The following is a 25,020-nucleotide window of genomic DNA, read 5'->3' on the forward strand; positions in this document are numbered from 1 at the left end:
AAATGCGAGGAGCGGGCTATGTCCGCTCCCCCTTCATCAAATCTTATTCAGCCGCTTCGGCCGGTGGCAAAGGTTGCTGCTCGCCGGGCTGCTTCTTCGTCGAGGTCAACTCGACATTGAGACCCAGAGACCGCATTTCCTTCACGAGAACGTTGAAGCTCTCCGGAATGCCCGATTCGAACGTGTCGTCGCCGCGCACGATCGATTCGTAGACCTTGGTGCGGCCCGCGACGTCGTCCGACTTGACCGTGAGCATTTCCTGCAGCGTGTAGGCCGCGCCGTAAGCTTCGAGCGCCCAGACCTCCATTTCGCCGAAACGCTGACCACCGAACTGCGCCTTGCCGCCCAACGGCTGCTGGGTGACGAGCGAGTACGGGCCGATCGAGCGTGCATGGATCTTGTCGTCGACCAGGTGATGCAGCTTCAGCATGTAGATGTAGCCCACAGTCACCTTACGGTCGAAGGGATCGCCGGTGCGGCCATCGTGCAGCGTCACCTGCCCCGACGCATCCAGACCCGCCGCGCTCAGCATCTCGACGATATCCTTCTCGCGCGCGCCGTCGAAGACGGGCGTCGCGATCGGAACGCCGCGGCGCAGGTCCTTGCCGACCTCGACGACATCCTCGTCGCTCAAGTTCTTCAGCGACTCGTTATCGCCATAGATCTCGGTCAGCTTGGCGCGCAGCGGGGCCGTATCCTGCGAGCGCATATAGGCGTTCACGGCTTCCGACACCTGACGGCCCAAACCGGCGCAGGCCCAGCCCAAATGCGTCTCCAGAATCTGGCCCACATTCATGCGGCTCGGCACGCCGAGCGGGTTGAGCACGATATCGACCGGCGTACCGTCGGCGAGGAACGGCATGTCTTCCTGCGGCACGATGCGCGAGACGACACCCTTGTTGCCGTGGCGGCCAGCCATCTTGTCGCCGGGCTGGATCTTGCGCTTCACCGCGATGAAGACCTTGACCATCTTCATCACGCCGGGCGGCAATTCGTCGCCGCGCTGGAGCTTTTCGACCTTGTCGAGGAAGCGGCTTTCCAGCCCCTTCTTCGCTTCGTCGTATTGCTTGCGCATGGCTTCGATCTCGGACATCAACTTGTCGTCTTCGACCGCGAAAGCCCACCATTGCGAGCGCGGATATTCGGTGATCACCGAACGCTCCAGCACCGTTTCCTTCTTGAAGCCCTTCGGCCCGGCGATCGCCGTCTTGCCTTCCAGCAAGGTCGCGAGACGCGCATAGACGTTGCGGTCGAGGATCGCGAGTTCGTCGTCGCGGTCTTTTGCCAGACGCTCGATCTCTTCACGCTCGATCGCCTGCGCACGCTCGTCCTTGTCGACGCCGTGGCGGTTGAACACGCGCACCTCCACGATCGTGCCTTGCACGCCCGGCGGCACGCGCATCGACGTGTCGCGGACATCCGAGGCCTTCTCGCCGAAGATGGCGCGCAGCAGCTTTTCTTCCGGCGTCATCGGGCTTTCGCCCTTCGGCGTGATCTTGCCAACGAGAATGTCGCCCGCCTGCACTTCGGCGCCGATGTAAACGATGCCGGCTTCGTCGAGGTTCTTCAGCGCCTCTTCCGAAACATTCGGAATGTCGCGGGTGATTTCTTCCGGACCGAGCTTCGTGTCGCGGGCCATCACTTCGAATTCCTCGATATGGATCGAGGTGAAGACGTCTTCCTTCACGATCTTTTCGTTGAGGAGGATCGAGTCTTCGAAGTTGTAACCGTTCCACGGCATGAACGCGACGAGCACGTTACGGCCGAGCGCCAGATCGCCAAGATCGGTCGAGGGACCGTCAGCAATGATGTCGCCCTTCTGCACAGAATCGCCTACGCGGACCAGCGGCTTCTGGTTGATGCAGGTCGACTGGTTCGAACGCTGGAACTTCATCAGGCGGTAGATATCGACGCCCGGCTTGCCGGGATCGAGCTCTTCCGTCGCGCGGATGACGATACGGGTCGCGTCGATCTGGTCGATGATGCCGGTGCGGCGCGCCGCAATCGCGGCGCCCGAATCGCGCGCCACCACCGATTCCATGCCGGTGCCGACGAGCGGCGCATCGGCTTTCACCAGCGGCACGGCCTGGCGCTGCATGTTCGAGCCCATCAGCGCGCGGTTCGCGTCATCGTTCTCAAGGAACGGGATGAGCGCGGCCGCGACCGAAACGAGCTGCTTCGGCGACACGTCCATGAAGTCGACGCGGTCGGGGGTCACCATCACGACGTCGCCGGCATGGCGGCAGACCACCAGATCGTCGGCGAGCCTATTGCCGGCGGTCAGAGCCACATTGGCCTGCGCGACATGATATTTCGATTCTTCCATCGCCGAGAGATAGATCACCTCGTCGGTGACGAGGCCTTCCTTCACGCGGCGGTACGGCGCTTCGATGAAGCCGTATTTGTTGACGCGGGCAAAGGTCGCGAGCGAGTTGATCAAACCGATATTCGGACCTTCCGGCGTCTCGATCGGGCAGATACGGCCATAGTGCGTCGGGTGCACGTCGCGCACCTCGAAGCCGGCGCGCTCGCGCGTCAGACCACCCGGGCCAAGGGCCGAGAGACGGCGCTTGTGGGTGATTTCCGACAGCGGATTGGTCTGGTCCATGAACTGCGAGAGCTGCGAGGAGCCGAAGAACTCGCGCACCGCGGCGGCCGCGGGCTTTGCGTTGATCAGATCCTGCGGCATCACCGTGTCGATATCGACCGACGACATCCGCTCCTTGATCGCGCGCTCCATACGCAGCAAACCGAGGCGATACTGATTCTCCATCAGTTCGCCGACCGAGCGCACGCGGCGATTGCCGAGATGGTCGATGTCGTCGATTTCGCCCTTGCCGTCGCGGAGACCCACGAGCGCCTGCACCACGGCCAGAATGTCGGCCTTGCGCAGCACGCGCACGGTGTCTTCCGCGTCGAGGTCGAGACGCATGTTCATCTTCACGCGGCCGACCGCTGAGAGGTCGTAGCGCTCTGCATCGAAGAACAGCGACTGGAACATGGCTTCCGCCGTTTCCACGGTCGGCGGCTCGCCAGGACGCATGACGCGGTAGATGTCGAACAGAGCCTCTTCGCGCGTCGAGTTCTTGTCGACGTTGAGGGTGTTGCGGATGTAGGGACCGACATTGATGTGATCGATATCGAGCAGCGGCAATTCCTCGAAGCCATGCTCGAGCAGGGACTTCAGGGTCTTGTCGGTGATTTCGTCACCCGCTTCGGCAAAGATTTCGCCGGTGGACGGATCGTAAAGATCCTCGGCGAGATATTGGCCATACAGATCTTCATCAACCGCGCGCAGGGCCTTGACACCCTTCTCGGCGAGCAGGCGGGCCGAGCGCACGGTGAGCTTCTTGCCCGCTTCCACGACGATTTCGCCCGTGTCCGCGTCGATCAGGTCGACCGAGGCCTTCACGCCCTTCATGCGCTCCGCGTCGAACGGCACGCGCCAAGCGGATTCCTTGGTGTTCGTGTCGATGTAGTGGCTGTAGGTGACCGTCTTGTAGAAGGTCGAAAGAATCTCTTCGCCATCCATGCCGAGCGCAAAGAGCAGCGACGTCACCGGAATCTTGCGGCGACGGTCGATACGGGCATAGACGATGTCCTTCGCATCGAATTCGATATCGAGCCAGGAGCCGCGATAGGGAATGATGCGGGCCGCGAACAGCAGCTTGCCGGACGAATGGGTCTTGCCCTTGTCGTGGTCGAAGAACACCCCCGGGCTGCGGTGCATCTGGGAGACGATAACGCGCTCGGTACCGTTGACAACGAACGTGCCGTTCGAGGTCATGAACGGCATATCGCCCATGTAAACGTCTTGTTCCTTGATGTCCTTGACCGACTTCGCGCCGGTATCGGGATCGATATCGAACACGATGAGGCGCAGCGTCACTTTCAGGGGCGCAGCGAAGGTCATGCCGCGCTGGCGGCATTCATCCACGTCATATTTCGGCTGTTCGAATTCGTACCGTACGAATTCCATGAGCGATGCGCCCGAAAAATCGGAAATCGGAAATACCGACTTGAAAACCGCATTCAGCCCTTCGTCGGGGCGTCCGCCCGTCGGCTCCTTGACCATCAGGAACTGGTCATAGGAAGCCTTCTGAACTTCAATCAGATTCGGCATCTCAGCGATTTCGCGGATATGACCGAAGAACTTACGGACACGTTTACGACCGGTGAACGTCTGCGCCATGTAGCTCCTCGCAACTTGCAACTTGGGACCTCAAGTCCCGGAAAATATCTGCCGCTGCCCGAAAGGCAGTCGGTTATCGGTCTTAGGCAGTCGGCTCAACGCTCTGATGCAGGGGCTCAAAGCCCGACTGCCGACTGCCTAAGACCGCGGAACGGCCAAACGGCCCCAGGGCAAAGGCCCGGGACCGTCCAGATTTAAGTTGGAAACGCGAACTGCGCTTCCAAGGAAATTACTTGAGCTCGACCTTGGCGCCGACCTTCTCGAGGGCTTCCTTGATCTTCTTGGCTTCGTCCTTGCCGACGCCTTCCTTGACCGGCTTCGGAGCGCCTTCGACGAGGTCCTTGGCTTCCTTGAGGCCCAGGCCCGTGATCGCACGGACTTCCTTGATCACTTCGATCTTCTTGTCGCCGGCGGCAGCCAGAACGACCGTGAATTCGGTCTGCTCTTCAACCGGAGCGGCGGCAGCGCCCGCAGGAGCGGCAGCAACAGCCACGGCAGCGGCAGCCGAAACACCCCACTTTGCTTCCAGAGCCTTGGCGAGCTCGGCAGCTTCGAGAACGGTCAGGGCCGACAGCTCTTCGACGATCTTTTCAATGTTGGACATGGTTACTTCCTATAAGATTGTTCGGTTCGAACTTTATGACCTTTGCGAATGATGCAGGCATCACGCGCAACTTCGTTTTAGGGACGGCCTCGATCAGGCCGCATCTCGGTTGGCATAGGCCCCAAACACACGAGCGAGCTTTGCAGCCGGCGCGGTGGTGAGCTGTGCGAGCTTCGTCGCCGGAGCCTGAATGAGGCCCACGAGCTTGCCGCGCAGTTCGTCGAGCGACGGCATGGTGGCGAGCGCCTTCACACCATCGACATTAAGGGCGGTCTTACCCATAGCGCCGCCCAGGAGCACGAACTTGTCGTGATCCTTGGCGAAAGCTGCGGCGACCTTCGGCGCTGCGACCGGATCGTCCGAATAGGCGATCAGGGTCGGTCCCTTCAGGAGGGAGCCGATGCTCACAACATCCGTGCCTTCGAGAGCGATCTTGGCGAGACGGTTCTTGGCGACCTCAACCGATGCGCCAGCTTCGCGCATCTGCTTGCGCAGACGCTGCATCTGGGCGACGGTCAGACCAGAGTACTGCGCCACGACCACAACGCCTGTTTTGGAAAACACGCCGTTGAGATGCGAGACGGCCTCTTTCTTTTCCGCTCTATCCACGAGTTACTCTCTTCAGATTAGCGGGGATGAACCCGCTGGTTGCACTGACCGCTCCGGTACGCCAAGGCGCGATTGGAGCGGCACCTGAGTGCCTGTCCCCGTAACCGGCCCAAAGGGCGGCACGGCGAGATGGTTCGAACCGAACAAAGATGTGAGAAAGCCACACCTAAAAAAACCCGGTTTTCCCCGTCTATGCGGGCTGGAATGTCGCTCCGGGAGATCCCGGCACTCCGATTAAGCTTCTGGTCTTGCGGGCGAACCCGCGTTACCAAAAGCGCCTGCAGTCTCGGACAGGACAAAGCCAGCAAAGACGCGAGACAAGGTCCCGGTCTGCCGGCCTATCCACCGCCTATCAGATTGATTTATCGGACGATAAACCGGATCTGGTGGCGGAAGCTGATGAAACTTTTGCTGCCAGCAAAGATTCGGCAGCGGCCTCTACATAAAGCCTTGCAAGTCTCTTGCCAAGAGGAAAATGCAAGGAATTTCGCAGATGCGAAAAACCTTCGCAACCGGCGCCTTAAGATACGAAACGTAACTATATGGTTTTGTTGCGCAAATAATCGCGGAGCGAGCGAAGTCAAGATCCGTCGCTGGCGCCGAAATCCGCCCGAGACGTCGCGGAAAGTCAAAAAAATGCGATCAAAATCCCCCGATCGCGCCGCCAGCAGGCGGGGATAGCATCTCAATGCGGCTTTACCCCCGCCCTCTCCCTATGCAACAAATTCGTAACAATGAGAGCGGAGGCAGGGGATGGTGCCAGCAGGCCGACAAGAAGAGCGCTTTGGGATCGGGGGCATCCTTGCTGCGGTGATCGGCAATGGCTTCGAATTCTTCGATTTCACCGTCTATCTCGCCTATGCCACGGCCATCGGCGCGGCCTTCTATCCCAGCGAACGGCCGATGCTCAGCTATCTCGCCTCCACGGCGATCTTCGGCATCGGCTTCATCGGCCGGCCGCTCGGCGGCATTTTCCTCGGGGCCTATGGCGACCGAGTCGGCCGCAAGAAGGCGATGACCCTCACCATCGGCATCATGGCGGTGGCGAGCGCCATGATCGCCTTCGTCCCCGGCTATGGTGTCATCGGCCTCCTCGCCCCGGCTTTGCTGATCGTTGCCCGCATCCTGCAAGGGATCGCCGCTGGCGGCGAAATGGGGCCAGCCACCATGTTCATGCTCGAATCCGCGCCGCCGGCTAAGCGCAATTATTATGGCTCGTGGCAATTCGCGAGCCAGAATCTCTCGAGCGTCCTGGTCGGCCTGATCGGCCTAGCGCTCGCCGGCATTTTCGCGGAAGGCACGATCAACACATGGGCGTGGCGCATTCCCTTCGCGATCGGCATTTTGATCGCCCCGGTCGGCATGTATATCCGCTCACACTTGCGCGAAACCCTGGATCAGGAGGTGCAGAAGGCGCCGCCGCCGTTCGACCAGGTCATGCATATGCTGTTCGTCGAAAACTGGCCGCGCATTCTTCTCGGCATGGGCCTGATCAGCGGCCTGACCATCACGCAATATTTCATCCTCAGCATGCCTGGCTTTGCGAAAACCGTGCTGCACCTGCCGCAGTCGACGATCATGCTCGGCAGCTTCATCCACGGCCTTGCCGGCGTCGGCGGCGCGTTGATCGGCGGCCTGCTGGCCGACCGCTATGGCCTCAGGAGCGTGACGATCATTTCGCGCCTGCTCCTGTTGATCATCGCCGTCCCGATCATGCAATTCGTCGTCGGCATGCCGACCCCGGCAAGCTATGTCTTCACGGTGACGACCATCATGCTCTTCCACGCCATCGGCGGCGGGTTAGGCATTCTCTATATCCCCTTGATTTTCCCGCCGATCATTCGGGCGACGGCGCTTGCGTTTACCTATGCGTTCAGCGTCGCTATCTTCGGCGGCACGGCGCCCTACATCACATCGTGGCTGACTGCGGCCACCGGCGATCCTTTGGCATCGACTTATTATGTGATTGCAGCTAATCTTGTTATGATCGCCAGCGTTATGCTGGTCCGCAAAGAGGGCTTTGCCCCAAAGGCCAGCGTCGCCCTTTCGCAAGGGTGAGATAATTATATAAAAACTATAGCATTAGCTCCAATAGGTGTTAAGGTGCGTCCGGTATAAGGATCATCCCATGAACTTTCTCCACGCAATTAACCCGCTTTATTCGCTTTCGGGTCTTTTCGTCGGCGCATTGGTCGGATTTACCGGCGTTGGCGGCGGGTCGCTGATGACGCCGCTGCTAGTGCTGCTTTTTGGCATTCATCCCTCGACCGCGGTCGGCACCGACCTGCTCTACGCCGGTCTCACCAAGATCAGCGGCACCCTCGTCCACGGCAAGAACGACACGGTCGACTGGCGCATCACCCGGCGCCTGGCCACGGGCAGCGCGCCTGCGGCGGCGCTCACCCTGGCGGCGCTCGCCTATTTCGGCCATGACAACAAGGCCACCAACGATCTCATCAGCACGACGCTGGGCTTCGCGCTCATCATCACCGCCATCACCCTCGTTTTCCGCCGCTGGCTGCTCGCGGCGCTGGCAGAGCGGATGGCGTATCTCTCCGACAGCCGGATCCGCACGCTCACAATTCTGCTTGGGGCATTCCTCGGCGTGCTCGTGTCGATTTCATCGGTCGGCGCAGGCGCGATCGGCGTGACGGCGCTGCTGATCCTCTATCCCAGACTGCCGACCGTCCGAATCGTCGGTTCCGACATCGCCCATGCGGTGCCGCTCACCCTGATCGCCGGCGCCGGCCATTGGCTGATCGGCACGATCGATTGGGGCCTGCTCGTCTCGCTGCTCATCGGCTCCCTGCCCGGCATCGCGCTCGGCAGCCTGCTGGCCGCCCGGGTGCCGGATACGATATTGCGACCGATTCTGGCCGGCACGCTGATTTTGGTCGGCGGTCGCCTCGCGTTCTAAACCCTCTACCTACCGCTGTAGAGGAGACAACACGGCCGCCCGACAGAGGCGGCGGGGACAAAGACGGAAGGAGAGCCGGTTGAACAAGGAATGGGCGCAACACGGGCGGGGCGTGACCGCCGATCCGGCCGGCGCGGATACCTACCACCGTTGGGCCCCTTTCTATGACCTCGTCTTCGACTGGCCCTTCCACCCCGGGCGCCTTGCCGCCGCCAACGCTGCGGCGCAAGTCACGCCGCCGAACGGCAAGCTCCTGGTTGCCGGCGTCGGCACCGGCCTCGAACTCGACCTTCTGCCCCGCAATCTGCAGGTGACGGGAATCGACCTCGCCCGGCCCATGCTCGACGTTGCCCGCAGGCGTGTCGCGCACAAGCGCCTCAGCCATGTGGTGGCGCTGCGTGTCATGGACGCCGGTGCCCTCGAATTCGAGGATGACAGCCTCGACACGGTGCTCGCGCCTTATCTGATGAGCGTGGTGGCGGATCCCGCACGCGTCCTCACCGACATGTGGCGCGTGACCCGCCCAGGCGGCCATCTCGTGATTCTCAATCACTTCGCCGCCGAACGAGGCTTGCGCGCACGGCTGGAACGGACCCTGGATGGCGCCGGGTCCTGGCTGGGCTGGCACCCCAATTTCCCCTACGCCGCCGTCGGCGACTGGCTCAAGGCGCAGCCGGACGCGACATTGCTGGAGAGCCGCGCCGTTGCGCCGTTGCGGCTGTTCACGCTGCTGCGTGTAAAAAAGGGAGCGTGAGCTTTCCCTTAGCGCTTGTGCTCGACCAATTCGCTTGAGGCGACGATTTTCGCAATATTTGCAAGCGGCTTTTCTTTGCCGTCGTGCCGTTCATTCCTGGTCAGCAAGAATCCAAATGCGCTTCATCGGCAAATCGGCCTGAATTTCCTCGGGCAAAAGATCATAAGCTTGCTGCACGGCCTTAATAATATCGTTGTCATTCCAGATGCGAATCCCGAAAAAGAGGCGTTTTGCTTCTCGCTCAAGCGCTTTCGTCACGCCACCCCACGCGACCAACAACCCTTGATCCGCCGAGAACTGCGACATGACGCCCTGAAGCTCACGCAGCACGCTCACGTCAACGGCGCTTTCCTGCGACTTCACCTGCACCGCAATGCGGGGCCGATCAAACCCCAAAGGTCCTTTACCCGCGACTATGTCCACACCGCCATCCGCGCCCGGCGGCGAAACATCCACTTGATATCCCTGCGTTTCTAGAATCGCGCCGATCAGACTTGAAAGCCTGTGCCCTTTGAAGACGCTGCCGATTTTCAACCGAATTGCATCGGCGGCAATTTGGGCAAGATCGACGACGGATGTTTCATCCCCAGCCAGAGCAACGTCATCCTTTAGCGCCGAGCCGTATGATTTCGCCAATCCATTGTTGGTCGGCGATTTGCCTCTGAGTAAGGGATCCTCCTTGCCAGCAACGATTTCGGCGACACGGCGCTCCGCCTCATTTCGCTGAACGCGGCAAACCGTTAAAATCGATCCCAGCGAAAACAAAAGGTCCTGCGCAAAAACGCTGCGTGGTGCCTCCCTGCCCCAATCCACAGGGCGCGTGTGATAATCGACGCCGTTGATTTTGCGATAAGCATAGGGTCCAGCTATACGCCCCAGTAAAATGGCAGAGCGCCCCTTCAAAGGCATCGCAATAGTGTCGCCTTTGGTCATGACCTGTGCGAAGGGCCAGAGCTGACTTTCCCATGTGCTACGAGTCGCACCTTTGGCATCAGGATAAATGTTATCAAGCGCCAATCTCAACTCTTGCCTCGTCTTGAAGTTTTGGAGATCAGGCACGTCGTCCCAGCCGATGATCGCGACCTTCTCTTCAATAGCCAGCTTTTCGGTTTCCCCGTACTTACCGGACCGAACCATCCAGAGTGTCATCTAGTGCCCCGCGTCAAAATCGTTGGGAACAGGCTAAAATCAAAGGTCCGCACAGACAAGCACGGCAAATTCAAGCGCTCGCAATCTTCTGCGCTCCGCAGCGAAAAAAGCCCCGCCCGACTTACGGGCGAGGCTTCATTTTGAAATCCTGTTTCGCTTTGCTCTTACGCGCCAACCGCTGCGGTCGTCGCGACGCTGGCCACGTCCACCTTCACGCCGGGGCCCATCGTCGAGGAGATGGCGACGCGCTGGATGTAGGTGCCCTTGGCGCCAGCGGGCTTGGCCTTGGCGACCGCGTCAACAAACGCCTTGATGTTCTCGACCAGCTTGTCCTCGCCGAACGACGACTTGCCAACCGTGCCCTGGATGATACCGGCCTTCTCGACGCGGAACTCCACGGCGCCGCCCTTCGAAGCCTTCACGGCAGCGGCGACATCCATGGTCACGGTGCCGACGCGCGGGTTCGGCATCAGGCCGCGCGGGCCGAGCACCTTACCGAGACGACCGACGAGACCCATCATATCCGGGGTGGCGATGCAGCGATCGAACTCGATCGTGCCGGCCTGGACGGTGGCGACAAGGTCCTCAGCACCGACGATGTCGGCGCCGGCGGCCTTGGCTTCGTCAGCCTTGGCGCCACGGGCGAACACGGCAACGCGCAGGGTGCGGCCAGTGCCGTTCGGCAGGTTGACGACGCCGCGGACCATCTGGTCGGCATGCTTGGGGTCAACGCCGAGGTTCATGGCGATTTCGACCGTCTCGTCGAACTTGGCCGACGCACGCTCCTTCACCAGCTTCACGGCGTCATTGACGGCGTAGAGCTTGGTGCGCTCGATGCCCTCACGGGCCTTTGAAATACGCTTTCCGACATGCGCCATGGTCTTACTCCACCACCTGCAGGCCCATGGCACGGGCCGAGCCTTCGATCATTGCCATAGCCGATTCAATCGTCGAGCAATTGAGATCAACGATCTTCTTCTCGGCGATTTCCTTCACCTGAGCCTTGGTGACCTTGCCGACGAAACCGCGGCCTGGGGTCTTGTGGCCCGAAGCGGGCTTCTTGCCGATCTTGAGGCCGGCTGCCTTCTTGAGGAAGAAGGTGACCGGCGGCTGCTTCATTTCGAAGGTGAAGGAGCGGTCCTGATAGGCGGTGATGATCACCGGAATCGGGGTGCCCTTTTCGATCTGCGCGGTCTTGGCGTTGAACGCCTTGCAGAATTCCATGATGTTGAGGCCGCGCTGACCGAGCGCCGGGCCGATGGGCGGCGACGGATTGGCTGCGCCCGCAGGCACTTGCAGCTTCACGTAGCCGGCAATTTTCTTTGCCATGTTACACTCCAGATATGTCCGTTGCCGGACGGTTCAGGGTTCGTGGTCTGGCCTGGCGGGCCTCCCACGGGTTGATCCTTCCCTCCATCAGGAGCGAAGGAAAGGACGGGCCTATACTTAAATTTTCTCGACCTGTCCATATTCCAAATCGACCGGAGTCGCGCGGCCGAAGATAGAAACAGCCACTTTGAGGCGGGAACGGCTCTCGTCCACTTCCTCGATAATGCCGTTGAACGACGCGAACGGACCGTCCGACACGCGCACCTGCTCGCCCACTTCGAAATGGACGGAGGGCTTGGGATGGTCGACGCCATCCGCCACCTGGCCCTTGATGCGGTCGGCTTCCGCGTCCGAAATCGGCATCGGCTTGTTGTCGGCGCCCAAGAAGCCGGTCACTTTCGGCGTGTTCTTGATCAGATGGTAGACGTCGTCGCTCAAATCGCATTTCACCAGCACATAGCCGGGGAAGAACTTGCGCTCGGCGTTCACCCGCCGGCCACGGCGCACCTCGACCACGTTCTCGGTGGGCACCAGAATCTCGTCGAATTTATCGCTCAGGCCGCGCTGCTGCGCATATTCGCGGATCGATTCGGCAACCTTCTTCTCGAAGTTCGAATAGGCATGCACGATGTACCAGCGCTTGCTCATGATATTCCTTGAAAAGTCAATTAGTTAGAGGTCAACGGGCCGTTCAGCAGCCAGATCACGGCGTGGTTGAGAAGATAGTCCACCACCGTGAAGAATAGGCTTGCCAGCACGATCATCGCCAAGACCATCAGGGTCGTTGTGAAGGTTTCCTTGCGTGTCGGCCACGTGACTTTGGTGGCCTCGGCCCGGACCTGCTGGATGAATTCGAACGGATTGGTCATATGTTCCTCTCGCGGCCCGTCCAACGCGCAGCCGCAAACATTCGCGGCGCGGAACCATGGGGTCCGCGCCACTCGATTGGCTGCATATAAACATGCAGCGCGCCTCTGCCAAGAGGAAAATCGGCCCGATCAGGGGGCTACGAGCGCGAAACGGGCGGTGACATGGGCGCTGATCTCCGCCTGCCCTTGCATGACGGGCAGCCGCATCTGCGCCGCCCCCTTGAAGGCGTAGTTCACCACGCCTGGCTGCGGTGCCCCTAGGTTGTCGCTGAGACTGATGAGCGGCCCCAGCTTGAGTCCGGCCGCCGCCGCATAGATTTCCGCTTTATGTTTCGCGTCGGCGACGGCCGCCTGCCGCGCCTCGTCCAATGGATACGCCGGGTTGCTGACCCTGAAACCGATACCCACATTGCTATTGGCCCCGTTCGCCGTGGCCTTGTCAAGCAGATCACCGGTTTGGGCAACGTCCCGAACCGTGATCGTGATGGAGTTTTCCGCGCGATAGCCGACAATCGCGGGTATGCCTGTGCTTTGAGAAGAGGGTGAAAGCGGCGGGAATTCGGGTTGCAGCGCCAGGCTCGACGTCTGCATGTCCTTATCGGCGATCCCCGCCCCTTTCAGGGCGGCGACGACCGACTGAGTCGCCTTGGCATTCGCGGCCAGCGCCTCTTGCGCGGTTTTGGCGATGGACAGGACACCCAAGTCGAGCTCGGCAATATCGGGCTGCACGAAAACGGCGCCTTCGCCGGAAACGGAAATCTCAGGTTTGGCTTCGTCCGCGCGCACGACGCCCGCGGTCAAAAGCGTCGCCGCCAACATCATGGGAAGCAGGGGAAAACGGGTCATGAACATCTCTTCAGTGGAGCATTTTTCAGAAAAGCTGTTCGACTTTTCGAATGAGAAAATGCGACAAAACAAAAAGTTAGAGCAATTTTTCGATTCTGAAAGAACGGAAAATGCCCCAAGGGATGCGATGACCTTCCAGACCGAACACGGCGTAATGATGACTTGACTGGGCCCGCGCCCGAGCAGTTCGTTAGTTGTCGGCCTCGCCGCGGATGATCGGCATCGGACCGCCGAGGCCGCCCTCTATGCGGATCTCGATCGATTTGTCCTCGAACGTCACCATGGCCTTGCGTTCGTCGTCGTGGCCCAGCGTTTGGAACTGGAACAGGAACGTCTTGTTGTCGAGCCAATTGCCCTTCGCCGCGCGGATCCCACCCTTGGTTTCGGTGCCCAGACGATAGGTGCCGTCAAGGCCGATCGGCCCCGTCACGCGCTCAGGGCGCGTGGTCTCAGTGCCGCCATTGATCACATAAGAATAGGATGGCGTCGCGCCGGCAAGGTCGAGCGACAATTCGCTCAAGTGCATCGGATTATCGGCAAAATGATAGACTTTACCCGAAATCGCCTGCGCGATCGGCGGGGCAGGATTCACTGGCGACGGGGTTTCGCTCGCGGCGATTTTGATCTGGTTGGTGAGTTCGCCGTAGGCCGCCGCATTTGGGGCTAGGGCAGTGTCCGACACCACCGCGCCACTCAGATAATCGATCCATTTCTGCGGCGAATAGGATTGGGTGCCCGTGATCACCGCAACCATATCCTGCGCCGGCATGACGATAATGTATTGGCCGTGATGTCCCCACCCAACAAACACGTTCTTTTCCGGAATGCATAAGAACAGGTTGCCGAAGCGCCAGCCCGATTTCTGGCCCTGATCCGCCACGATCGTCGCTTCTTGAATGCGCTTGATCCAGTCGACGGGAAGGATTTGTTGGTCCTCCCAGCGGCCCTGATGCAGATACAAATAGCCAAGCTTGGCCATATCGTGCGGCTGCATGAAGAGCCCGAAGCCACCGATTGAAAGGCCCTGCGGGTCGGCGGTCCAATAGAAGTCGGTAATGCCGAGCGGCGCGAACAAATGCGTGCGCGCATAATCGGCGGCGCTCTGATCGGTCAACTTGGTCAAAATCGCGGATAAAAGATGCGGGCCGCCGTCATTGAACGAGAAATGCTGGCCGGGTGGAAAGGCCATAGGCCGGTTCAACAAAAATTGCAGCCAGTCGGGACTGGCCAGCATTTCCCTGTCGGATTCGGGCCTGCCTTTCTCCTGCACCCATTGCAGGCCCGACGTCATGTCGAGCAGATGCCGAACCGTCATGGCCTTCTTGTCGTCGTCGAGATTCTCGACCTGCCGGCCGGCAAAGAAATCCAGCACAGGATGATCGATGGAATCCAAAATCCCGTCCTGCAAGGCGACACCGATCAGCGAACCGGTGACCGTCTTGGTCGCCGTAAACATCCGGTGCCTCACGCCGGCGCGGAACGGAGCGAAATAGGCATCGACCACCAGCTTGCCGTGGCGCACGACCAGCAGGCTGTCCATGCCTTCCTGCTTGCCCAGACTCACGAGCGCGGCAAGCCGATGGGAATCCATCCCCTGCTCTTCCGGCATCGATGTCGCCCAACCATGCGTCGGCCAATCGATCTTGGCGTCGCCCGCAGCAGCGGGTTGCGCCACGAGCCACAGGGCTGCCATTGCCAGAATTATTGTCCTCAACCGTTCAAACACACACCTGCGCTCCGCGTCGCCCCCGGCAAAACTAACATAGTTGGAGCATGTCTTAACCACTTGCGCGACGATCAAGAATTAAAAATACGTAACCTACACGCACACATATGATCCACACACAGAGATAGGAGATTGAACCGTTACTTAACCACTACTTCAAGTCGTCACCATGACCTCGTCTGTCTTAGACCGGCGAAGCATCAGGAAAAGCGGCGAGAGCCGTGCGCCAGTCGGGCTGCTCGATCCCGAATGCCGCATGGACTTTGTGGCAGTCCAACACCGCATTCAGCGGCCGTTTGGCCGGTGTCGGATAATGCGCACTATCGATTGGCACGATGCGGACGCCTTGCAGGCTCGCAAGAATGACTTTGGCGAATTCGTACCACGACACGGCCGGCGCGCCGGCGAAATGATAGGTGCCATACAGGTCGTCGCGCGCCGCCACTGTATCGGCAATCGTCGCCAGCGCGGCGGCGATCGCAGCAGCCGGCGTCGGGCCGCCACGCTGATCGCTGACGACCGAAATTTCCGGCCGGGTCGCGGCGAGGCGCCGCATTGTCTTGACGAAATTCTGGCCATGCGCACCAAAGACCCAGGACGTGCGCAAAATAATATGTTGCGGCAGCACCGCGCGGATGCGCGCCTCGCCCTCGGCCTTGGACCGGCCGTAAACGTTCTGCGGCGCGATCGGATCCTCCTCGCGCCATGGCCGTGATCCGCTGCCGTCGAAAACATAATCCGTCGAAAGATGCAGCAGCGGCACGGCATGGATGCAGCAGACCTGCGCGATCAGGCCGGGCGCCTCGCCGTTGATGCGATGCGCTTCGGCGGTTTCGCTCTCCGCCTTGTCGACCGCCGTATAAGCGGCGCAATTGATGACGCAGGAGCTTTCGGCGATGGCGGCATGAAGAGCGGCAACATTGGCCACGTCGCAGGTGGCGCGATCATAAAAGCGGGCCGCACGATCCTGCCGCAAGCACAGGTCCATCACCTCGCGGCCGACCTGGCCGTGCGCACCGAGAACGACGAGCGGCAGCCTTGTCACAACGCCCCTCCATCGTGCGCCAGCCCGCGCCGCTCTGACGCAATTTGTTGCAACGGGCGCCACCAGCTTTCATTCGCGAGATACCATTCGATTGTGCGGCGCAGGCCGGTCTCGAACGTCTCCTGCGGCCGCCAGCCCAAATCGCGCATGATCTTGCTCGCATCGATCGCATAACGCGCGTCGTGGCCGGGCCGATCGGTGACGAAGCGGATCAGCGACGCCCGCGTCGCGCCATTCGGCAGCGGCGGCGCATGTTCGTCCAGCAGCGCGCAGATCGTCTGTACCACATCGATGTTGCGCCGCTCATTGCAGCCGCCGACATTGTAGCATTCGCCCGGCGTGCCACGGGTCAAAATCGTCCAGAGCGCGCGTGCATGATCTTCGACATAAAGCCAGTCGCGGACCTGATCGCCCGCGCCGTAAATGGGCAACGGCCGGCCGTGCAAACCGTTCAGGATCATCAGCGGAATGAGCTTTTCCGGAAAGTGATAGGGACCGTAATTGTTCGAGCAATTGCTGATGATCACCGGCAGGCGGTAGGTGTGAAACCATGCGCGGGCGAGATGATCCGCTCCCGCCTTGCTCGCGGAATAAGGCGAGTTCGGCCGATACGGCGTGTCTTCATCGAACAAACCCGTTGGTCCCAGCGCGCCGAACACTTCGTCCGTCGAGACGTGATGGAAGCGGAACGCTCCCTGCTCCGCCGCGTTCAACTGCCGCCAATGCCGAAGCGCCGCATCGAGCAGCACCGCCGTGCCGACGAGATTGGTTTGAACGAAATCCATCGGGCCTTCGATCGACCGGTCGACATGACTCTCCGCCGCCAAATGCATCACGGCGTTCGGCCGGTACTTCGCGAAGAGCGCCCGCATCACCGCGGCGTCGCAAATGTCGGCGCGCTCGAAATGATAGCGCTCTGAACCTGCAACCGAGGCGACATTGGCAAGATTGGCCGCATAGGTGAGCTTGTCGATATTCACGATATGCACGTCGGTCGCGGCGATGAGATGCCGCACCAGCGCGGATCCGATGAAGCCCGCCCCGCCCGTCACGAAAACCACTCGAGACATCGCCTCAATCCCGATGTTGCGCGTAGGAAAAATAGGCGGGCAGCTCGGCGAGCTTTGGCAGCGCGCGGTCCTTGGCCGACAGCACGGCCAAGTCGGCCGCGACGGGCCATGCGATCTTCAAGGCCGGATCGTCGAAGGTCAGTCCTTTGTCGGCGCTCGCATCATAATAGGCGCTGACTTTGTAGGTGATTTCCGTGTCGGGCTCCAAAGTGCAATAGCCATGGGCAAACCCGGCGGGAATATAGAGCTGGTCGCCATTCTCCGCCGACAATTCGTAAGCGACATGGGCGCCGAATGTCGGTGAGCCATGGCGCAGGTCGACCGCCACGTCGAGAATGCGGCCGCGCAGGCAGCGCACCAATTTGGCTTGCGCCGCAGCGCCAATTTGAAAATGCAGGCCGCGCAAAGTGCCCGCGGACTGCGACAGCGCATGATTGTCCTGGACGAAGGCGGGCAAACCTGCGGCGGCGGCCTTGTCGACGCGGTACACTTCGGCGAAATAGCCGCGCGCATCGCCGTGCCGCTTCGGCCGGATCAAGCGGATGGCGGGAATGCGCGGATCACGAATGATTTCCATGTCATTCAGTCCGTTCGACGAGACGCAACAAATATTGCCCATATTCGGTTTTGGCCAGCGGCACCGCCGCCGCACGCACCTGCGCCGCATCGATAAGGCCGAGTTCGAAGGCGATCTCCTCGAGACAGGCGACTTTCAAGCCCTGCCGATATTCGATCGTCTTCACGAATTGCGCCGCGTCCAGCAGCGATTCATGGGTGCCGGTATCGAGCCATGCAAAGCCCCGTCCAAGCCGTTCAACAATCAGGTCGCCGCGTTCGAGATAGAGACGGTTGAGATCGGTGATTTCGAGTTCGCCGCGCGCGGACGGCTTCAAGCTGCGCGCCAGCGCCGGCGCATCGCCATCGTAGAAATAAAGCCCCGTCACCGCGTAATTCGATTTAGGCTTTGCCGGCTTTTCCTCAATGCTCAAGGCGCGGCCGTCACCGTCGAAATCGACGACACCGTAGCGCTCAGGATCATTCACCTGATAGCCGAACACGGTCGCACCCTTGTGCCGTTGCGCGGCGCGCCGCACGATCCGCGGCAAATCGGCGCCATAAAAAATATTGTCGCCGAGCACCAGACAACTTGGCGCGCCGGCAAGAAAGTCCTCCGCGATGTGAAAGGCCTGGGCGATCCCCTCGGGGCGCGGCTGCGGCGCATAGTGAAGGCGAATCCCCCATTGCGCGCCATCTCCCAGCACTTGCTGGAACAGCGGCACGTGATCGGGTGTCGAGATGATCAAAATCTCACGTAGGCCCGCCATCATCAGCACCGATAGCGGGTAATAGATCATCGGTTTGTTATAGACCGGCAGAAGCTGTTTGGAGACGGCAAGGGTCAGCGGATAAAGTCTGGTACCGGAACCACCCGCGAGAAGAATCCCCTTCATCAAATCGACTGCCCATGTTGGAGTCGCGGCACTATAGCCTTACGTCTCAGGCCTATCACGGATCTGGAACTGTGGCAAATAGACCTATAGTATACTTATACTTATAATCGACAGAAAAACGCCGGCCATAAAGGCCGGCGTTTATTCTTAGTGTGGGCAGCTTATTTGGCCCGGACCGCCGCACTGGAGGCCGCGGGGCCTTTGCTGGCCGCCCTGGCCTGGCCGCGGCTGTCCCTGCTCGCCGACGCGTGGCTGTCCACCCTGCGGCACGCCTGGCCGCGGGCCGTTATAGCCCGGCTGTCCCGGATAAATGGGACGACGCCGATAGTCGGGCTTCTCGCGGTCGACGCCATAGACCCCCACGTTCACGCCGCCCGGCTCCTCATAGACCGGCCGGCCGTAGACCGGGCCAGGCCCGGGACCCGGTTCGACATAAACCGGCGGCGGCCGATAACCGGGTTCCACATAAACCGGCGCTGGCGGCGGCGGTTCCTCATAGACCACACGGCCCGGCGGCGGCGCACAGCCGGAGAGAAGGAGAGCCATGGCCATACAGGGCGGGATGATAGCGGTGCTGCGCATCAGTCTCGTCAGTTTCATTTCGGTAATTTGCATCGAAAGGATCCTTTCCAACGATGAATTTCCGAAACAACCGGTGAATAAGACGTGAACGGCCCGCGATTTTTGCGTGCGACCTATCGCGCATCGTGAAAGATCAGCCCCAGCGTGTGCCGGCGGCCGCTGCGCAAGCGGCTGACGCCGTGGCGCAGATTGACCCGATAGCTGCCCCGTGCGCCGGCAACCGGCCGGTTGTGCACGGCGAAGGCGACCGCGTCGCCCTGCCGCAGCGGCACGACTTCGACCCGGCTTTGCATGCGCGGACGCTGTTCCGTCAGCACGAATTCGCCGCCGGAAAAATCGCGGCCGGGTTCCGAGAGCAGAATGGCAACCTGGATCGGGAAGGCGAGATCCCCGTAAAGATCCTGGTGCAGGCAGTTGAAATCGCCCGGTCCATATTGCAGCAGCAGGGGCGTGGCGCGTGTCTGCCCGGCTTCTTGGCAAGCTCTAAGAAAATCGGCATGCTGCGCGGGGTAGCGTTCGGCAAGGCCCATCCGCTCATTCCAGCGATTTGCAAGCTGTGCCAACGGCGCGTACAGCCCCTCGCGCAGGCTCGCGATCATCTCGGGCAGCGGATACTGGAAGTATCTATATTCACCCTTGCCGAAGCCGTGCCGTGCCATATGGATGTGGCTGCGGAAATGTTGTGGCTCCGCATAGAGCGCGGCAATTTGCGCGCATTCCGGCGGGGTCAGCAGCTTTTCCAGGACCGCGCAGCCGAAGCCATCGAGCTCCGCCGAGAGCGCCGGCCAATCGTAGCGCGCGAGTCGGGCCGCCGCGCCGGCGTCCTCGCGGATCTGTGCGGCGGCGCTCATGGTTGCGCCTCTTTGGCGAGCAAGGCGCGTTTGCGCTCGACGCCCCAGCGATAGCCGGAAAGGCCGCCGTCCTGCCGCACCACGCGATGGCACGGGATCGCCACGGCGAGCTTATTGGCGCCGCAGGCCTGCGCCACGGCACGGACGGCGGACGGCGCGCCGATCCGCTGGGCGATGTCGGCATAGGACACGGTCTTGCCGGCCGGAATGTCGCACAGAGCCTGCCAGACCCGCTGCTGGAACGCCGTACCGCGCATGTCGAGCGGCAAATCGAGCCCCAGGCGCGGCGCTTCGACGAAGCCCACCACTTTGGCGACCAGCGCTTCGAAACCGGGGTCGCCGCCGATGATGTCGGCCTTGGGAAAGCGGTTTTGCAGGTCGCGCGCCAATTCTTCCGGGTCGTCGCCGAGCAGGATCGCACACACGCCCTTCTCGCTGCAGGCTACCAGAATAGCGCCGAGCGAACATTGGCCGATGGCGAAGTGGATTGCCACATTCTCGCCGCCCTTCTTGAAGGCGGTCGGTGTCATGCCCAGCACTTGGCCCACGTTTTCGTAAAACCGGCTGCTCGAATTGAAGCCGGCGTCGTAAATCGCCGCGGTCACGCTGGCCTGAGCGTCCCGCAGGCTGGCCCGCACCCGCTGTGCACGATGGGCAGCGCCATAGGCTTTGGGTGTCAGTCCGGTCGCTGCCTTGAATTGGCGATGGAAATGGAACGGGCTCATCCCGGCCCGTGCGGCCAGATCCGACAGAGGGGGCAATTCTTCCGCTGTCTCGATCATCCGGCAGGCCTTGGCGATCAAGGCGGCATTGCGCTCGTTCAAGGAAGAGGCATTCGGCCGGCAGCGCAGGCAGGCGCGATACCCGGCCGCGTCGGCCTCTGCGCATGTCTCGTGGAAGGTCACATTTTCCGGCTTGGCACGCCGGGAGGGGCAGGACGGGCGGCAATAGACGCCCGTGGTACGCACGCCGAAGACGAACCGGCCGTCGGCAGCGGCATCCCGGCGCAGAACGGCCTGCCAGCGCGGGTCCTGTTCGATGGAAATTAAGGTTTCGATTTTTCGGGCCATGAGGGAAGACATAGGATCGTTCCTTATCGATTGCATCTCCCCAGGGTTTTAGAGAGTCGCAACCGGCCCCGAACTCCGATCCTTGCTTTCAAAATACTGTTGATCACCCAATCGAAGGCGCAAACTCGCTCCAGCGCGAATAGGGATTGAGGATCAGATTGGAATTGGAATATCGCCTGTCGAAGGTGACTTCCTTGCCGATCCAATCGGGTTTGGCGAAAGGCTGCGTCTCGTAATCGAGCTCGATTTCTGCGATGATCAGCCCCTTGTTGATGCCGTGAAAGACATCCACTTCCCAGATAAACCCTTCATACGGCACGCGATAGCGGATCTTTTCGATCGGCGCGGGTTGGCACAAGAGCATCAATTGCTCGGCATCGTCGACCGGAATCTCGTATTCGAACTCGAGCTTGGTCAGGCCTTCGGTCTTGCCTTTGACCGTCAGAAACGCTTTCGGACCGGCGATCCGCACCCGAACCGTACGCCAGGGATCCGTGCTCAGATAATTCTGCCGAAAATCGACTCCGCGATACCCGCGCCATCCCTCTGCAACGACCAGAAATTTGCGCTCGATCTCCAATGCCATGAACGGGGACGCTCCAGACAAACATTACGCAGTACCAATGGAGGGGTATTTTTACGCAATTCGGCCGCCGGGGCAACAGCCGTCTGTTAACCATGTCGATGAACGGGAGATAAATTTACGCTTCAGCAAGAATTCAGCCGGCGATCATTAAATTTCGTCCATCGCTGTTCAGCGCATGGATGGAACATGAGTCGCTTTTCTACATTCCCCGCCCTGACCTTGGGGCTTGCCGCATCCTCCGCGATCTTCACGGCCTCGGCATCGGCGCAATCGTTATTTCCCGGTCAGCCCGATCGCCCTGACATCGGGAACGTTCAGTACAACTGCGAGCGGGGCTGGCATCCTGATCCCTGGGGCCGCTGCGTGCCGTCCCGGCACCTGCACGATGTCATCGTGATCACACCGGACGGACGCTGGCGCGATGCGCGAGAGAGCGGGCGTTACGACGCACCGCGCTATCGGCGCGAGGATGCAGGCGATGAGGGCTATGACCGCGAGGAGCCCGACAATCTGCCCCGTTATCGCCGCATGCCCGACACAGACGATCAATACTAGGAGAATCGAACGCGCAATAGCCGCCGCCAGCGCCGGCCAAAGCTCATATTATACATTCAGATCACATCGTAACTCGATGAATATTCGCTGAACGCGCCGTTCAGATCGAGTTCAGCCGGAACCCGATAGCGTCTCACCATCGCATTTCAAGAAAGGATGGACCCATGAAAGCAGTTTATAAATTTGCCGCCGTTGCAATCCTTGCAGGCAGCGGTCTTGCCGCTGCTGTCAGCGCCTCCTCGGCGATGCCGGTTGCAACCGATCACACGGTCGCGGGCCAAGCGATGATCGAAAAGACGGCCGGAGGCTGCGGCCCGGGCTGGCATCCCAATCCTTGGGGACACTGCGTACCCTTCCACCGCGGCCCGGAGGTTGTCGTCCGCCCCGGCTGGCGCGAGCCGCCGCCCCACGGGCGCGATCATGACTGGCACGATCACGACCGGCATCACCATCATCATCACTGGCAGGATGAACAATAAGCCAGATGCAAAAGCCCGCCGTTCGGCGGGCTTTTGTTTATCCTAGCACGACGACGCGCGTGCCGAGCGCGACGCGCGGATAAAGATTGACGATGTCCTGATTGCACATCCGGATACAGCCGGAGGACACGTAAGTGCCGATCGTCTCCGGCTCGGTCGTGCCGTGAATGCGATAACCAAGATCGCGCCCATCGCCATAGAGATACATCGCGCGCGCACCCAGCGGGCTGCGCGGACCGCCCTTCACGCCAAGGCCGCGGTGCGTCTTCTCCAATTGCGAAACGATGTCCGGCTCGCGCTCGACCATTTCGGGCGGCGGCACCCAATCCGGCCAATCGTGTTTCATGTTGATCTTGGCCTCGCCCTTCCAGGCAAAGCCTTCGCGGCCGACACCGACGCCGTAGCGCGTCGCGCGATCTTTCGAGTCCACGAAATAGAGATGGCAGGAACGCGGATCGACGATGATCGTGCCGGGCGCCGCAATCCCCTTGAACTCCACGACCTGACGCAAGAATTGCGAATCGACCTGATGATAGTCGAAGGCCTCAATGGGGTATTTCTCGTCGGTGTAACCGGCGTAGATCGCGTCGTAATTGGGGCGATCTACGGTGCGGCCCGCCCATTTGGGATGCGGACCCGATTGAAAAATGTTTTCCAAAAGCGGGCTTTGCATATCGCTCGCGCAACCGGCGAGCGCCGACGTCATCGCCACCACGCTACCGGCGCAAAACCCCCGTCGACTCATGAGCATTGTTATTAACCCTATTTTTAAGAAACACGGCACTCTCGCGGCAAAAGTTTAACGAGAGGTTCAAAGGGCGATGCCACGCCCGTGCCCTAGTTGCGGGGAAAATTGGGCAAGATCATGGTGACGAGGCAATCGGGAAACACAAAGGCTAAAGCGTGGCTCAATCATCACGCCGCAGGTGTCGCCAAAGTCGTTCTGTCGCATTGACGACATATTGATAAAAGTGCCGTATCAGGCATCAATCGGTCAGGTCTCGTCGCGGCCTCTTTTCGACCTCAGGAATTCGACCATGCCGCTCAAGGCCCTGCCCCGTTTGCTGCGGATCCACTCCGCCCGTTTTCAGCGGCGGGCCGTCTTCCTGATCGGCGGCGTCGTGGTGGGCGGAGGCGCGGCAGCGATGGCGCTCCTGGCCGACGCGGCGCAGAGCGAATTTCGCAAGACGCTGCAGCTTTCGCCCTATCTGCCGCTCGTCCTCACCCCGCTCGGTTTTGCCCTCTCCGTCTATCTCACCCGCCGCTTTTTCCCCAATTCGCAAGGCAGCGGCATTCCGCAGGTGATTGCCGCGCGGGAATTTGACGACCAGGCCGACCGGCAAAAGCTCGTGTCGCTCAAAATCGCCTTCGGCAAGATTCTGCTCACCTTGCTTGGTCTCCTGTGTGGCGGTTCGGTCGGGCGCGAAGGGCCGACCGTGCAGGTCGGCGCGAGCGTGATGTTCGAAGCTGGACGGCTCTCGCCGCGCCGCCAGCGCGGATGGATTCTGGCGGGCGCGTCGGCGGGCGTCGCCGCGGCATTCAACACGCCGCTCGCCGGCATCGTGTTCGGCATCGAGGAGATGAGCCAATCCTTCGAACTGCGCACCTCCGGCCTCATTCTCGGCACGGTGATCGCCGCCGGTGTCACCTCGCAAGCACTGCTCGGCGATTACACCTATTTCGGCACCACCGGTGCGGTGCTGCATGGCTGGCGCGATTGGGCCTGCGTGCCGATGTGCGGCATTCTGGGCGGCCTTGCCGGCGGGTTGTTCAGCCGCCTTCTCATCGCCATGGCGCGCGGTCTGCCGGGACAGTTGGGCGCGTTGATCAAGGCCAACCCGATCGCGTTCGCGGCGGCCTGCGGCTTTCTCGTCGGGCTCTGCGGCGTGGCCTCAAACGGCGTCACCTACGGCACCGGCTACCAGGAAGTCACAGCCCTGTTGCACCAGCATGGGGGACCGGGCCAAGGCTTCGGCGTCTTCAAATTCATTGCCACAGCCCTCAGCGCCATCTCGGGCATTCCCGGCGGCATTTTTTCCCCATCCCTGGCGGTCGGCGCGGGGCTCGGCGCCAATGTCGCGGCCTTTTTGCCCGGCGCGACGCTGGAAGCCGTCATCGTGCTTGGCATGGTGTCGTATTTTACCGGCGTCGTGCAGGCGCCGATCACCGCTTTCGTGATCGTGACGGAAATGACCGGCAATCACGCCATGATCATGCCGATCATGGCCGCCGCCTTCATCGCCCATTGGACCTCAAAGCTCATCTGCCCCCAGGGCATCTACCACGCGCTTGCCCGCAACTTCCTCAGTCTCGGCGCCGCGCGTGGCAGCCACTAG

Annotated in this window: 26 protein-coding genes; 7 read left to right on the forward strand and 19 right to left on the reverse strand. The window is 61.0% G+C overall.

Annotated elements, in window-relative coordinates:
• Positions 1-43 precede the first annotated feature (43 nt).
• The 3 genes from rpoB to rplJ all read right to left on the reverse strand — a co-directional run bounded on the left by rpoB (position 44) and on the right by rplJ (position 5,405).
• On the reverse strand, positions 44-4,192 hold the full coding sequence (gene rpoB, locus V9T28_RS11830; RefSeq protein ID WP_116399147.1) for a DNA-directed RNA polymerase subunit beta: 4,149 nt from the start codon (positions 4,190-4,192) through the stop codon (positions 44-46).
• Positions 4,193-4,421: 229 nt separating this feature from the next.
• Positions 4,422-4,796, reverse strand: a complete 375-nt coding sequence (gene rplL, locus V9T28_RS11835) for a 50S ribosomal protein L7/L12 (protein ID WP_116399148.1) — start codon at positions 4,794-4,796, stop codon at positions 4,422-4,424.
• A gap of 93 nt (positions 4,797-4,889) precedes the next feature.
• Positions 4,890-5,405 (reverse strand): 50S ribosomal protein L10, encoded by a 516-nt coding sequence (rplJ, locus tag V9T28_RS11840; protein WP_116399149.1) that lies wholly within the window; start codon positions 5,403-5,405, stop codon positions 4,890-4,892.
• A gap of 753 nt (positions 5,406-6,158) precedes the next feature.
• Here rplJ and V9T28_RS11845 point away from each other — a divergent pair.
• The 3 genes from V9T28_RS11845 to V9T28_RS11855 all read left to right on the forward strand — a co-directional run bounded on the left by V9T28_RS11845 (position 6,159) and on the right by V9T28_RS11855 (position 9,076).
• Positions 6,159-7,463, forward strand: coding sequence for an MFS transporter (locus V9T28_RS11845; RefSeq protein WP_116399150.1), 1,305 nt, complete (start codon positions 6,159-6,161; stop codon positions 7,461-7,463).
• 70 nt (positions 7,464-7,533) lie between these two features.
• Positions 7,534-8,322, forward strand: a complete 789-nt coding sequence (locus V9T28_RS11850; RefSeq protein WP_116399151.1) for a sulfite exporter TauE/SafE family protein — start codon at positions 7,534-7,536, stop codon at positions 8,320-8,322.
• A 79-nt stretch (positions 8,323-8,401) separates the two neighbouring features.
• Complete coding sequence (locus V9T28_RS11855; protein ID WP_116399152.1) at positions 8,402-9,076, forward strand: class I SAM-dependent methyltransferase; 675 nt, start codon at positions 8,402-8,404, stop codon at positions 9,074-9,076.
• Between the two features lie 90 nt (positions 9,077-9,166).
• On the opposite strand, the gene V9T28_RS11860 is transcribed toward V9T28_RS11855, so the two are convergent.
• The 6 genes from V9T28_RS11860 to V9T28_RS11885 form a co-directional block, all read right to left on the reverse strand.
• Positions 9,167-10,225, reverse strand: a complete 1,059-nt coding sequence (locus V9T28_RS11860) for a restriction endonuclease (protein WP_116399153.1) — start codon at positions 10,223-10,225, stop codon at positions 9,167-9,169.
• 164 nt (positions 10,226-10,389) lie between these two features.
• Positions 10,390-11,103, reverse strand: a complete 714-nt coding sequence (rplA, locus tag V9T28_RS11865) for a 50S ribosomal protein L1 (protein ID WP_116399154.1) — start codon at positions 11,101-11,103, stop codon at positions 10,390-10,392.
• A 4-nt stretch (positions 11,104-11,107) separates the two neighbouring features.
• A complete protein-coding gene (gene rplK / locus V9T28_RS11870; RefSeq protein ID WP_116399155.1) occupies positions 11,108-11,554 on the reverse strand; it encodes a 50S ribosomal protein L11 in 447 nt (148 codons plus the stop codon).
• Between the two features lie 117 nt (positions 11,555-11,671).
• Complete coding sequence (gene nusG / locus V9T28_RS11875; RefSeq protein WP_116399156.1) at positions 11,672-12,202, reverse strand: transcription termination/antitermination protein NusG; 531 nt, start codon at positions 12,200-12,202, stop codon at positions 11,672-11,674.
• Positions 12,203-12,222: 20 nt separating this feature from the next.
• Positions 12,223-12,423, reverse strand: coding sequence for a preprotein translocase subunit SecE (gene secE, locus V9T28_RS11880; protein WP_116399157.1), 201 nt, complete (start codon positions 12,421-12,423; stop codon positions 12,223-12,225).
• Between the two features lie 129 nt (positions 12,424-12,552).
• Positions 12,553-13,269, reverse strand: a complete 717-nt coding sequence (locus V9T28_RS11885) for an SIMPL domain-containing protein (RefSeq protein WP_158554702.1) — start codon at positions 13,267-13,269, stop codon at positions 12,553-12,555.
• Between V9T28_RS11885 and V9T28_RS11890 the strand changes: the two genes are divergently transcribed.
• The gene (locus V9T28_RS11890) at positions 13,268-13,435 is read left to right on the forward strand and encodes a hypothetical protein (protein ID WP_158554703.1); all 168 of its coding nucleotides are present in this window, start codon (positions 13,268-13,270) and stop codon (positions 13,433-13,435) included. The two genes, V9T28_RS11885 and V9T28_RS11890, sit on opposite strands and share 2 nt — an antisense overlap.
• 24 nt (positions 13,436-13,459) lie before the next feature.
• Here the strand turns inward: V9T28_RS11890 and V9T28_RS11895 are convergent, their stop codons facing one another.
• The 9 genes from V9T28_RS11895 to V9T28_RS11935 all read right to left on the reverse strand — a co-directional run bounded on the left by V9T28_RS11895 (position 13,460) and on the right by V9T28_RS11935 (position 21,650).
• Positions 13,460-14,962, reverse strand: a complete 1,503-nt coding sequence (locus V9T28_RS11895) for a serine hydrolase domain-containing protein (RefSeq protein WP_116399159.1) — start codon at positions 14,960-14,962, stop codon at positions 13,460-13,462.
• A gap of 217 nt (positions 14,963-15,179) precedes the next feature.
• A complete protein-coding gene (gene rfbD / locus V9T28_RS11900; RefSeq protein WP_199499963.1) occupies positions 15,180-16,040 on the reverse strand; it encodes a dTDP-4-dehydrorhamnose reductase in 861 nt (286 codons plus the stop codon).
• Complete coding sequence (rfbB, locus tag V9T28_RS11905; RefSeq protein WP_116399160.1) at positions 16,037-17,110, reverse strand: dTDP-glucose 4,6-dehydratase; 1,074 nt, start codon at positions 17,108-17,110, stop codon at positions 16,037-16,039. Before rfbB ends, rfbD begins: the two co-directional genes overlap by 4 nt.
• A gap of 4 nt (positions 17,111-17,114) precedes the next feature.
• On the reverse strand, positions 17,115-17,687 hold the full coding sequence (gene rfbC / locus V9T28_RS11910; protein WP_116399161.1) for a dTDP-4-dehydrorhamnose 3,5-epimerase: 573 nt from the start codon (positions 17,685-17,687) through the stop codon (positions 17,115-17,117).
• A gap of 1 nt (position 17,688) precedes the next feature.
• Positions 17,689-18,561, reverse strand: coding sequence for a glucose-1-phosphate thymidylyltransferase RfbA (rfbA, locus tag V9T28_RS11915; RefSeq protein ID WP_116399162.1), 873 nt, complete (start codon positions 18,559-18,561; stop codon positions 17,689-17,691).
• 147 nt (positions 18,562-18,708) lie between these two features.
• A complete protein-coding gene (locus V9T28_RS11920; RefSeq protein WP_147306384.1) occupies positions 18,709-19,176 on the reverse strand; it encodes a hypothetical protein in 468 nt (155 codons plus the stop codon).
• A gap of 80 nt (positions 19,177-19,256) precedes the next feature.
• Positions 19,257-19,994, reverse strand: coding sequence for a 2OG-Fe(II) oxygenase (locus V9T28_RS11925; RefSeq protein ID WP_116399164.1), 738 nt, complete (start codon positions 19,992-19,994; stop codon positions 19,257-19,259).
• Complete coding sequence (gene ada, locus V9T28_RS11930) at positions 19,991-21,076, reverse strand: bifunctional DNA-binding transcriptional regulator/O6-methylguanine-DNA methyltransferase Ada (RefSeq protein ID WP_199499965.1); 1,086 nt, start codon at positions 21,074-21,076, stop codon at positions 19,991-19,993. The genes V9T28_RS11925 and ada overlap by 4 nt, the downstream gene beginning before the upstream one ends.
• A gap of 91 nt (positions 21,077-21,167) precedes the next feature.
• Complete coding sequence (locus V9T28_RS11935; protein ID WP_116399166.1) at positions 21,168-21,650, reverse strand: CYTH domain-containing protein; 483 nt, start codon at positions 21,648-21,650, stop codon at positions 21,168-21,170.
• A gap of 186 nt (positions 21,651-21,836) precedes the next feature.
• Here V9T28_RS11935 and V9T28_RS11940 point away from each other — a divergent pair, with 186 nt between their 5' ends.
• Both V9T28_RS11940 and V9T28_RS11945 read left to right on the forward strand, forming a co-directional pair.
• Positions 21,837-22,205, forward strand: a complete 369-nt coding sequence (locus V9T28_RS11940; protein WP_147306385.1) for a hypothetical protein — start codon at positions 21,837-21,839, stop codon at positions 22,203-22,205.
• Between the two features lie 164 nt (positions 22,206-22,369).
• Complete coding sequence (locus V9T28_RS11945) at positions 22,370-22,684, forward strand: GCG_CRPN prefix-to-repeats domain-containing protein (RefSeq protein ID WP_116399168.1); 315 nt, start codon at positions 22,370-22,372, stop codon at positions 22,682-22,684.
• 37 nt (positions 22,685-22,721) lie between these two features.
• Here the strand turns inward: V9T28_RS11945 and V9T28_RS11950 are convergent, their stop codons facing one another.
• On the reverse strand, positions 22,722-23,429 hold the full coding sequence (locus V9T28_RS11950; protein WP_339071751.1) for a L,D-transpeptidase: 708 nt from the start codon (positions 23,427-23,429) through the stop codon (positions 22,722-22,724).
• A 292-nt stretch (positions 23,430-23,721) separates the two neighbouring features.
• Here V9T28_RS11950 and V9T28_RS11955 point away from each other — a divergent pair, with 292 nt between their 5' ends.
• Positions 23,722-25,020 carry a chloride channel protein gene (locus V9T28_RS11955; protein ID WP_116399170.1) on the forward strand — a complete coding sequence of 433 codons (1,299 nt, stop codon included), beginning with the start codon at positions 23,722-23,724 and terminating at the stop codon, positions 25,018-25,020.

Origin of the sequence: Methylovirgula sp. 4M-Z18 (assembly GCF_037890675.1) — a bacterium.
GTDB lineage: Bacteria > Pseudomonadota > Alphaproteobacteria > Rhizobiales > Beijerinckiaceae > 4M-Z18.

Coding starts and splice junctions, on each gene's coding strand:
- rplL (WP_116399148.1), bottom strand. CDS start 4,796: ATGTCCAACATTGAAAAGATCGTCGAAGAGCTGTCGGCCCTGACCGTT.
- V9T28_RS11955 (WP_116399170.1), top strand. CDS start 23,722: ATGCCGCTCAAGGCCCTGCCCCGTTTGCTGCGGATCCACTCCGCCCGT.
- rfbA (WP_116399162.1), bottom strand. CDS start 18,561: ATGAAGGGGATTCTTCTCGCGGGTGGTTCCGGTACCAGACTTTATCCG.
- V9T28_RS11895 (WP_116399159.1), bottom strand. CDS start 14,962: ATGGCAGCCCTGTGGCTCGTGGCGCAACCCGCTGCTGCGGGCGACGCC.
- rpoB (WP_116399147.1), bottom strand. CDS start 4,192: ATGGCGCAGACGTTCACCGGTCGTAAACGTGTCCGTAAGTTCTTCGGT.
- secE (WP_116399157.1), bottom strand. CDS start 12,423: ATGACCAATCCGTTCGAATTCATCCAGCAGGTCCGGGCCGAGGCCACC.
- V9T28_RS11845 (WP_116399150.1), top strand. CDS start 6,159: ATGGTGCCAGCAGGCCGACAAGAAGAGCGCTTTGGGATCGGGGGCATC.
- rplK (WP_116399155.1), bottom strand. CDS start 11,554: ATGGCAAAGAAAATTGCCGGCTACGTGAAGCTGCAAGTGCCTGCGGGC.
- V9T28_RS11860 (WP_116399153.1), bottom strand. CDS start 10,225: ATGACACTCTGGATGGTTCGGTCCGGTAAGTACGGGGAAACCGAAAAG.
- V9T28_RS11920 (WP_147306384.1), bottom strand. CDS start 19,176: ATGCAAATTACCGAAATGAAACTGACGAGACTGATGCGCAGCACCGCT.
- rplA (WP_116399154.1), bottom strand. CDS start 11,103: ATGGCGCATGTCGGAAAGCGTATTTCAAAGGCCCGTGAGGGCATCGAG.
- V9T28_RS11945 (WP_116399168.1), top strand. CDS start 22,370: ATGAAAGCAGTTTATAAATTTGCCGCCGTTGCAATCCTTGCAGGCAGC.
- nusG (WP_116399156.1), bottom strand. CDS start 12,202: ATGAGCAAGCGCTGGTACATCGTGCATGCCTATTCGAACTTCGAGAAG.
- V9T28_RS11935 (WP_116399166.1), bottom strand. CDS start 21,650: ATGGCATTGGAGATCGAGCGCAAATTTCTGGTCGTTGCAGAGGGATGG.
- V9T28_RS11885 (WP_158554702.1), bottom strand. CDS start 13,269: ATGACCCGTTTTCCCCTGCTTCCCATGATGTTGGCGGCGACGCTTTTG.
- V9T28_RS11890 (WP_158554703.1), top strand. CDS start 13,268: ATGAACATCTCTTCAGTGGAGCATTTTTCAGAAAAGCTGTTCGACTTT.
- rfbB (WP_116399160.1), bottom strand. CDS start 17,110: ATGTCTCGAGTGGTTTTCGTGACGGGCGGGGCGGGCTTCATCGGATCC.
- V9T28_RS11940 (WP_147306385.1), top strand. CDS start 21,837: ATGAGTCGCTTTTCTACATTCCCCGCCCTGACCTTGGGGCTTGCCGCA.
- rfbC (WP_116399161.1), bottom strand. CDS start 17,687: ATGGAAATCATTCGTGATCCGCGCATTCCCGCCATCCGCTTGATCCGG.
- ada (WP_199499965.1), bottom strand. CDS start 21,076: ATGTCTTCCCTCATGGCCCGAAAAATCGAAACCTTAATTTCCATCGAA.
- V9T28_RS11925 (WP_116399164.1), bottom strand. CDS start 19,994: ATGAGCGCCGCCGCACAGATCCGCGAGGACGCCGGCGCGGCGGCCCGA.
- V9T28_RS11850 (WP_116399151.1), top strand. CDS start 7,534: ATGAACTTTCTCCACGCAATTAACCCGCTTTATTCGCTTTCGGGTCTT.
- V9T28_RS11950 (WP_339071751.1), bottom strand. CDS start 23,429: ATGAGTCGACGGGGGTTTTGCGCCGGTAGCGTGGTGGCGATGACGTCG.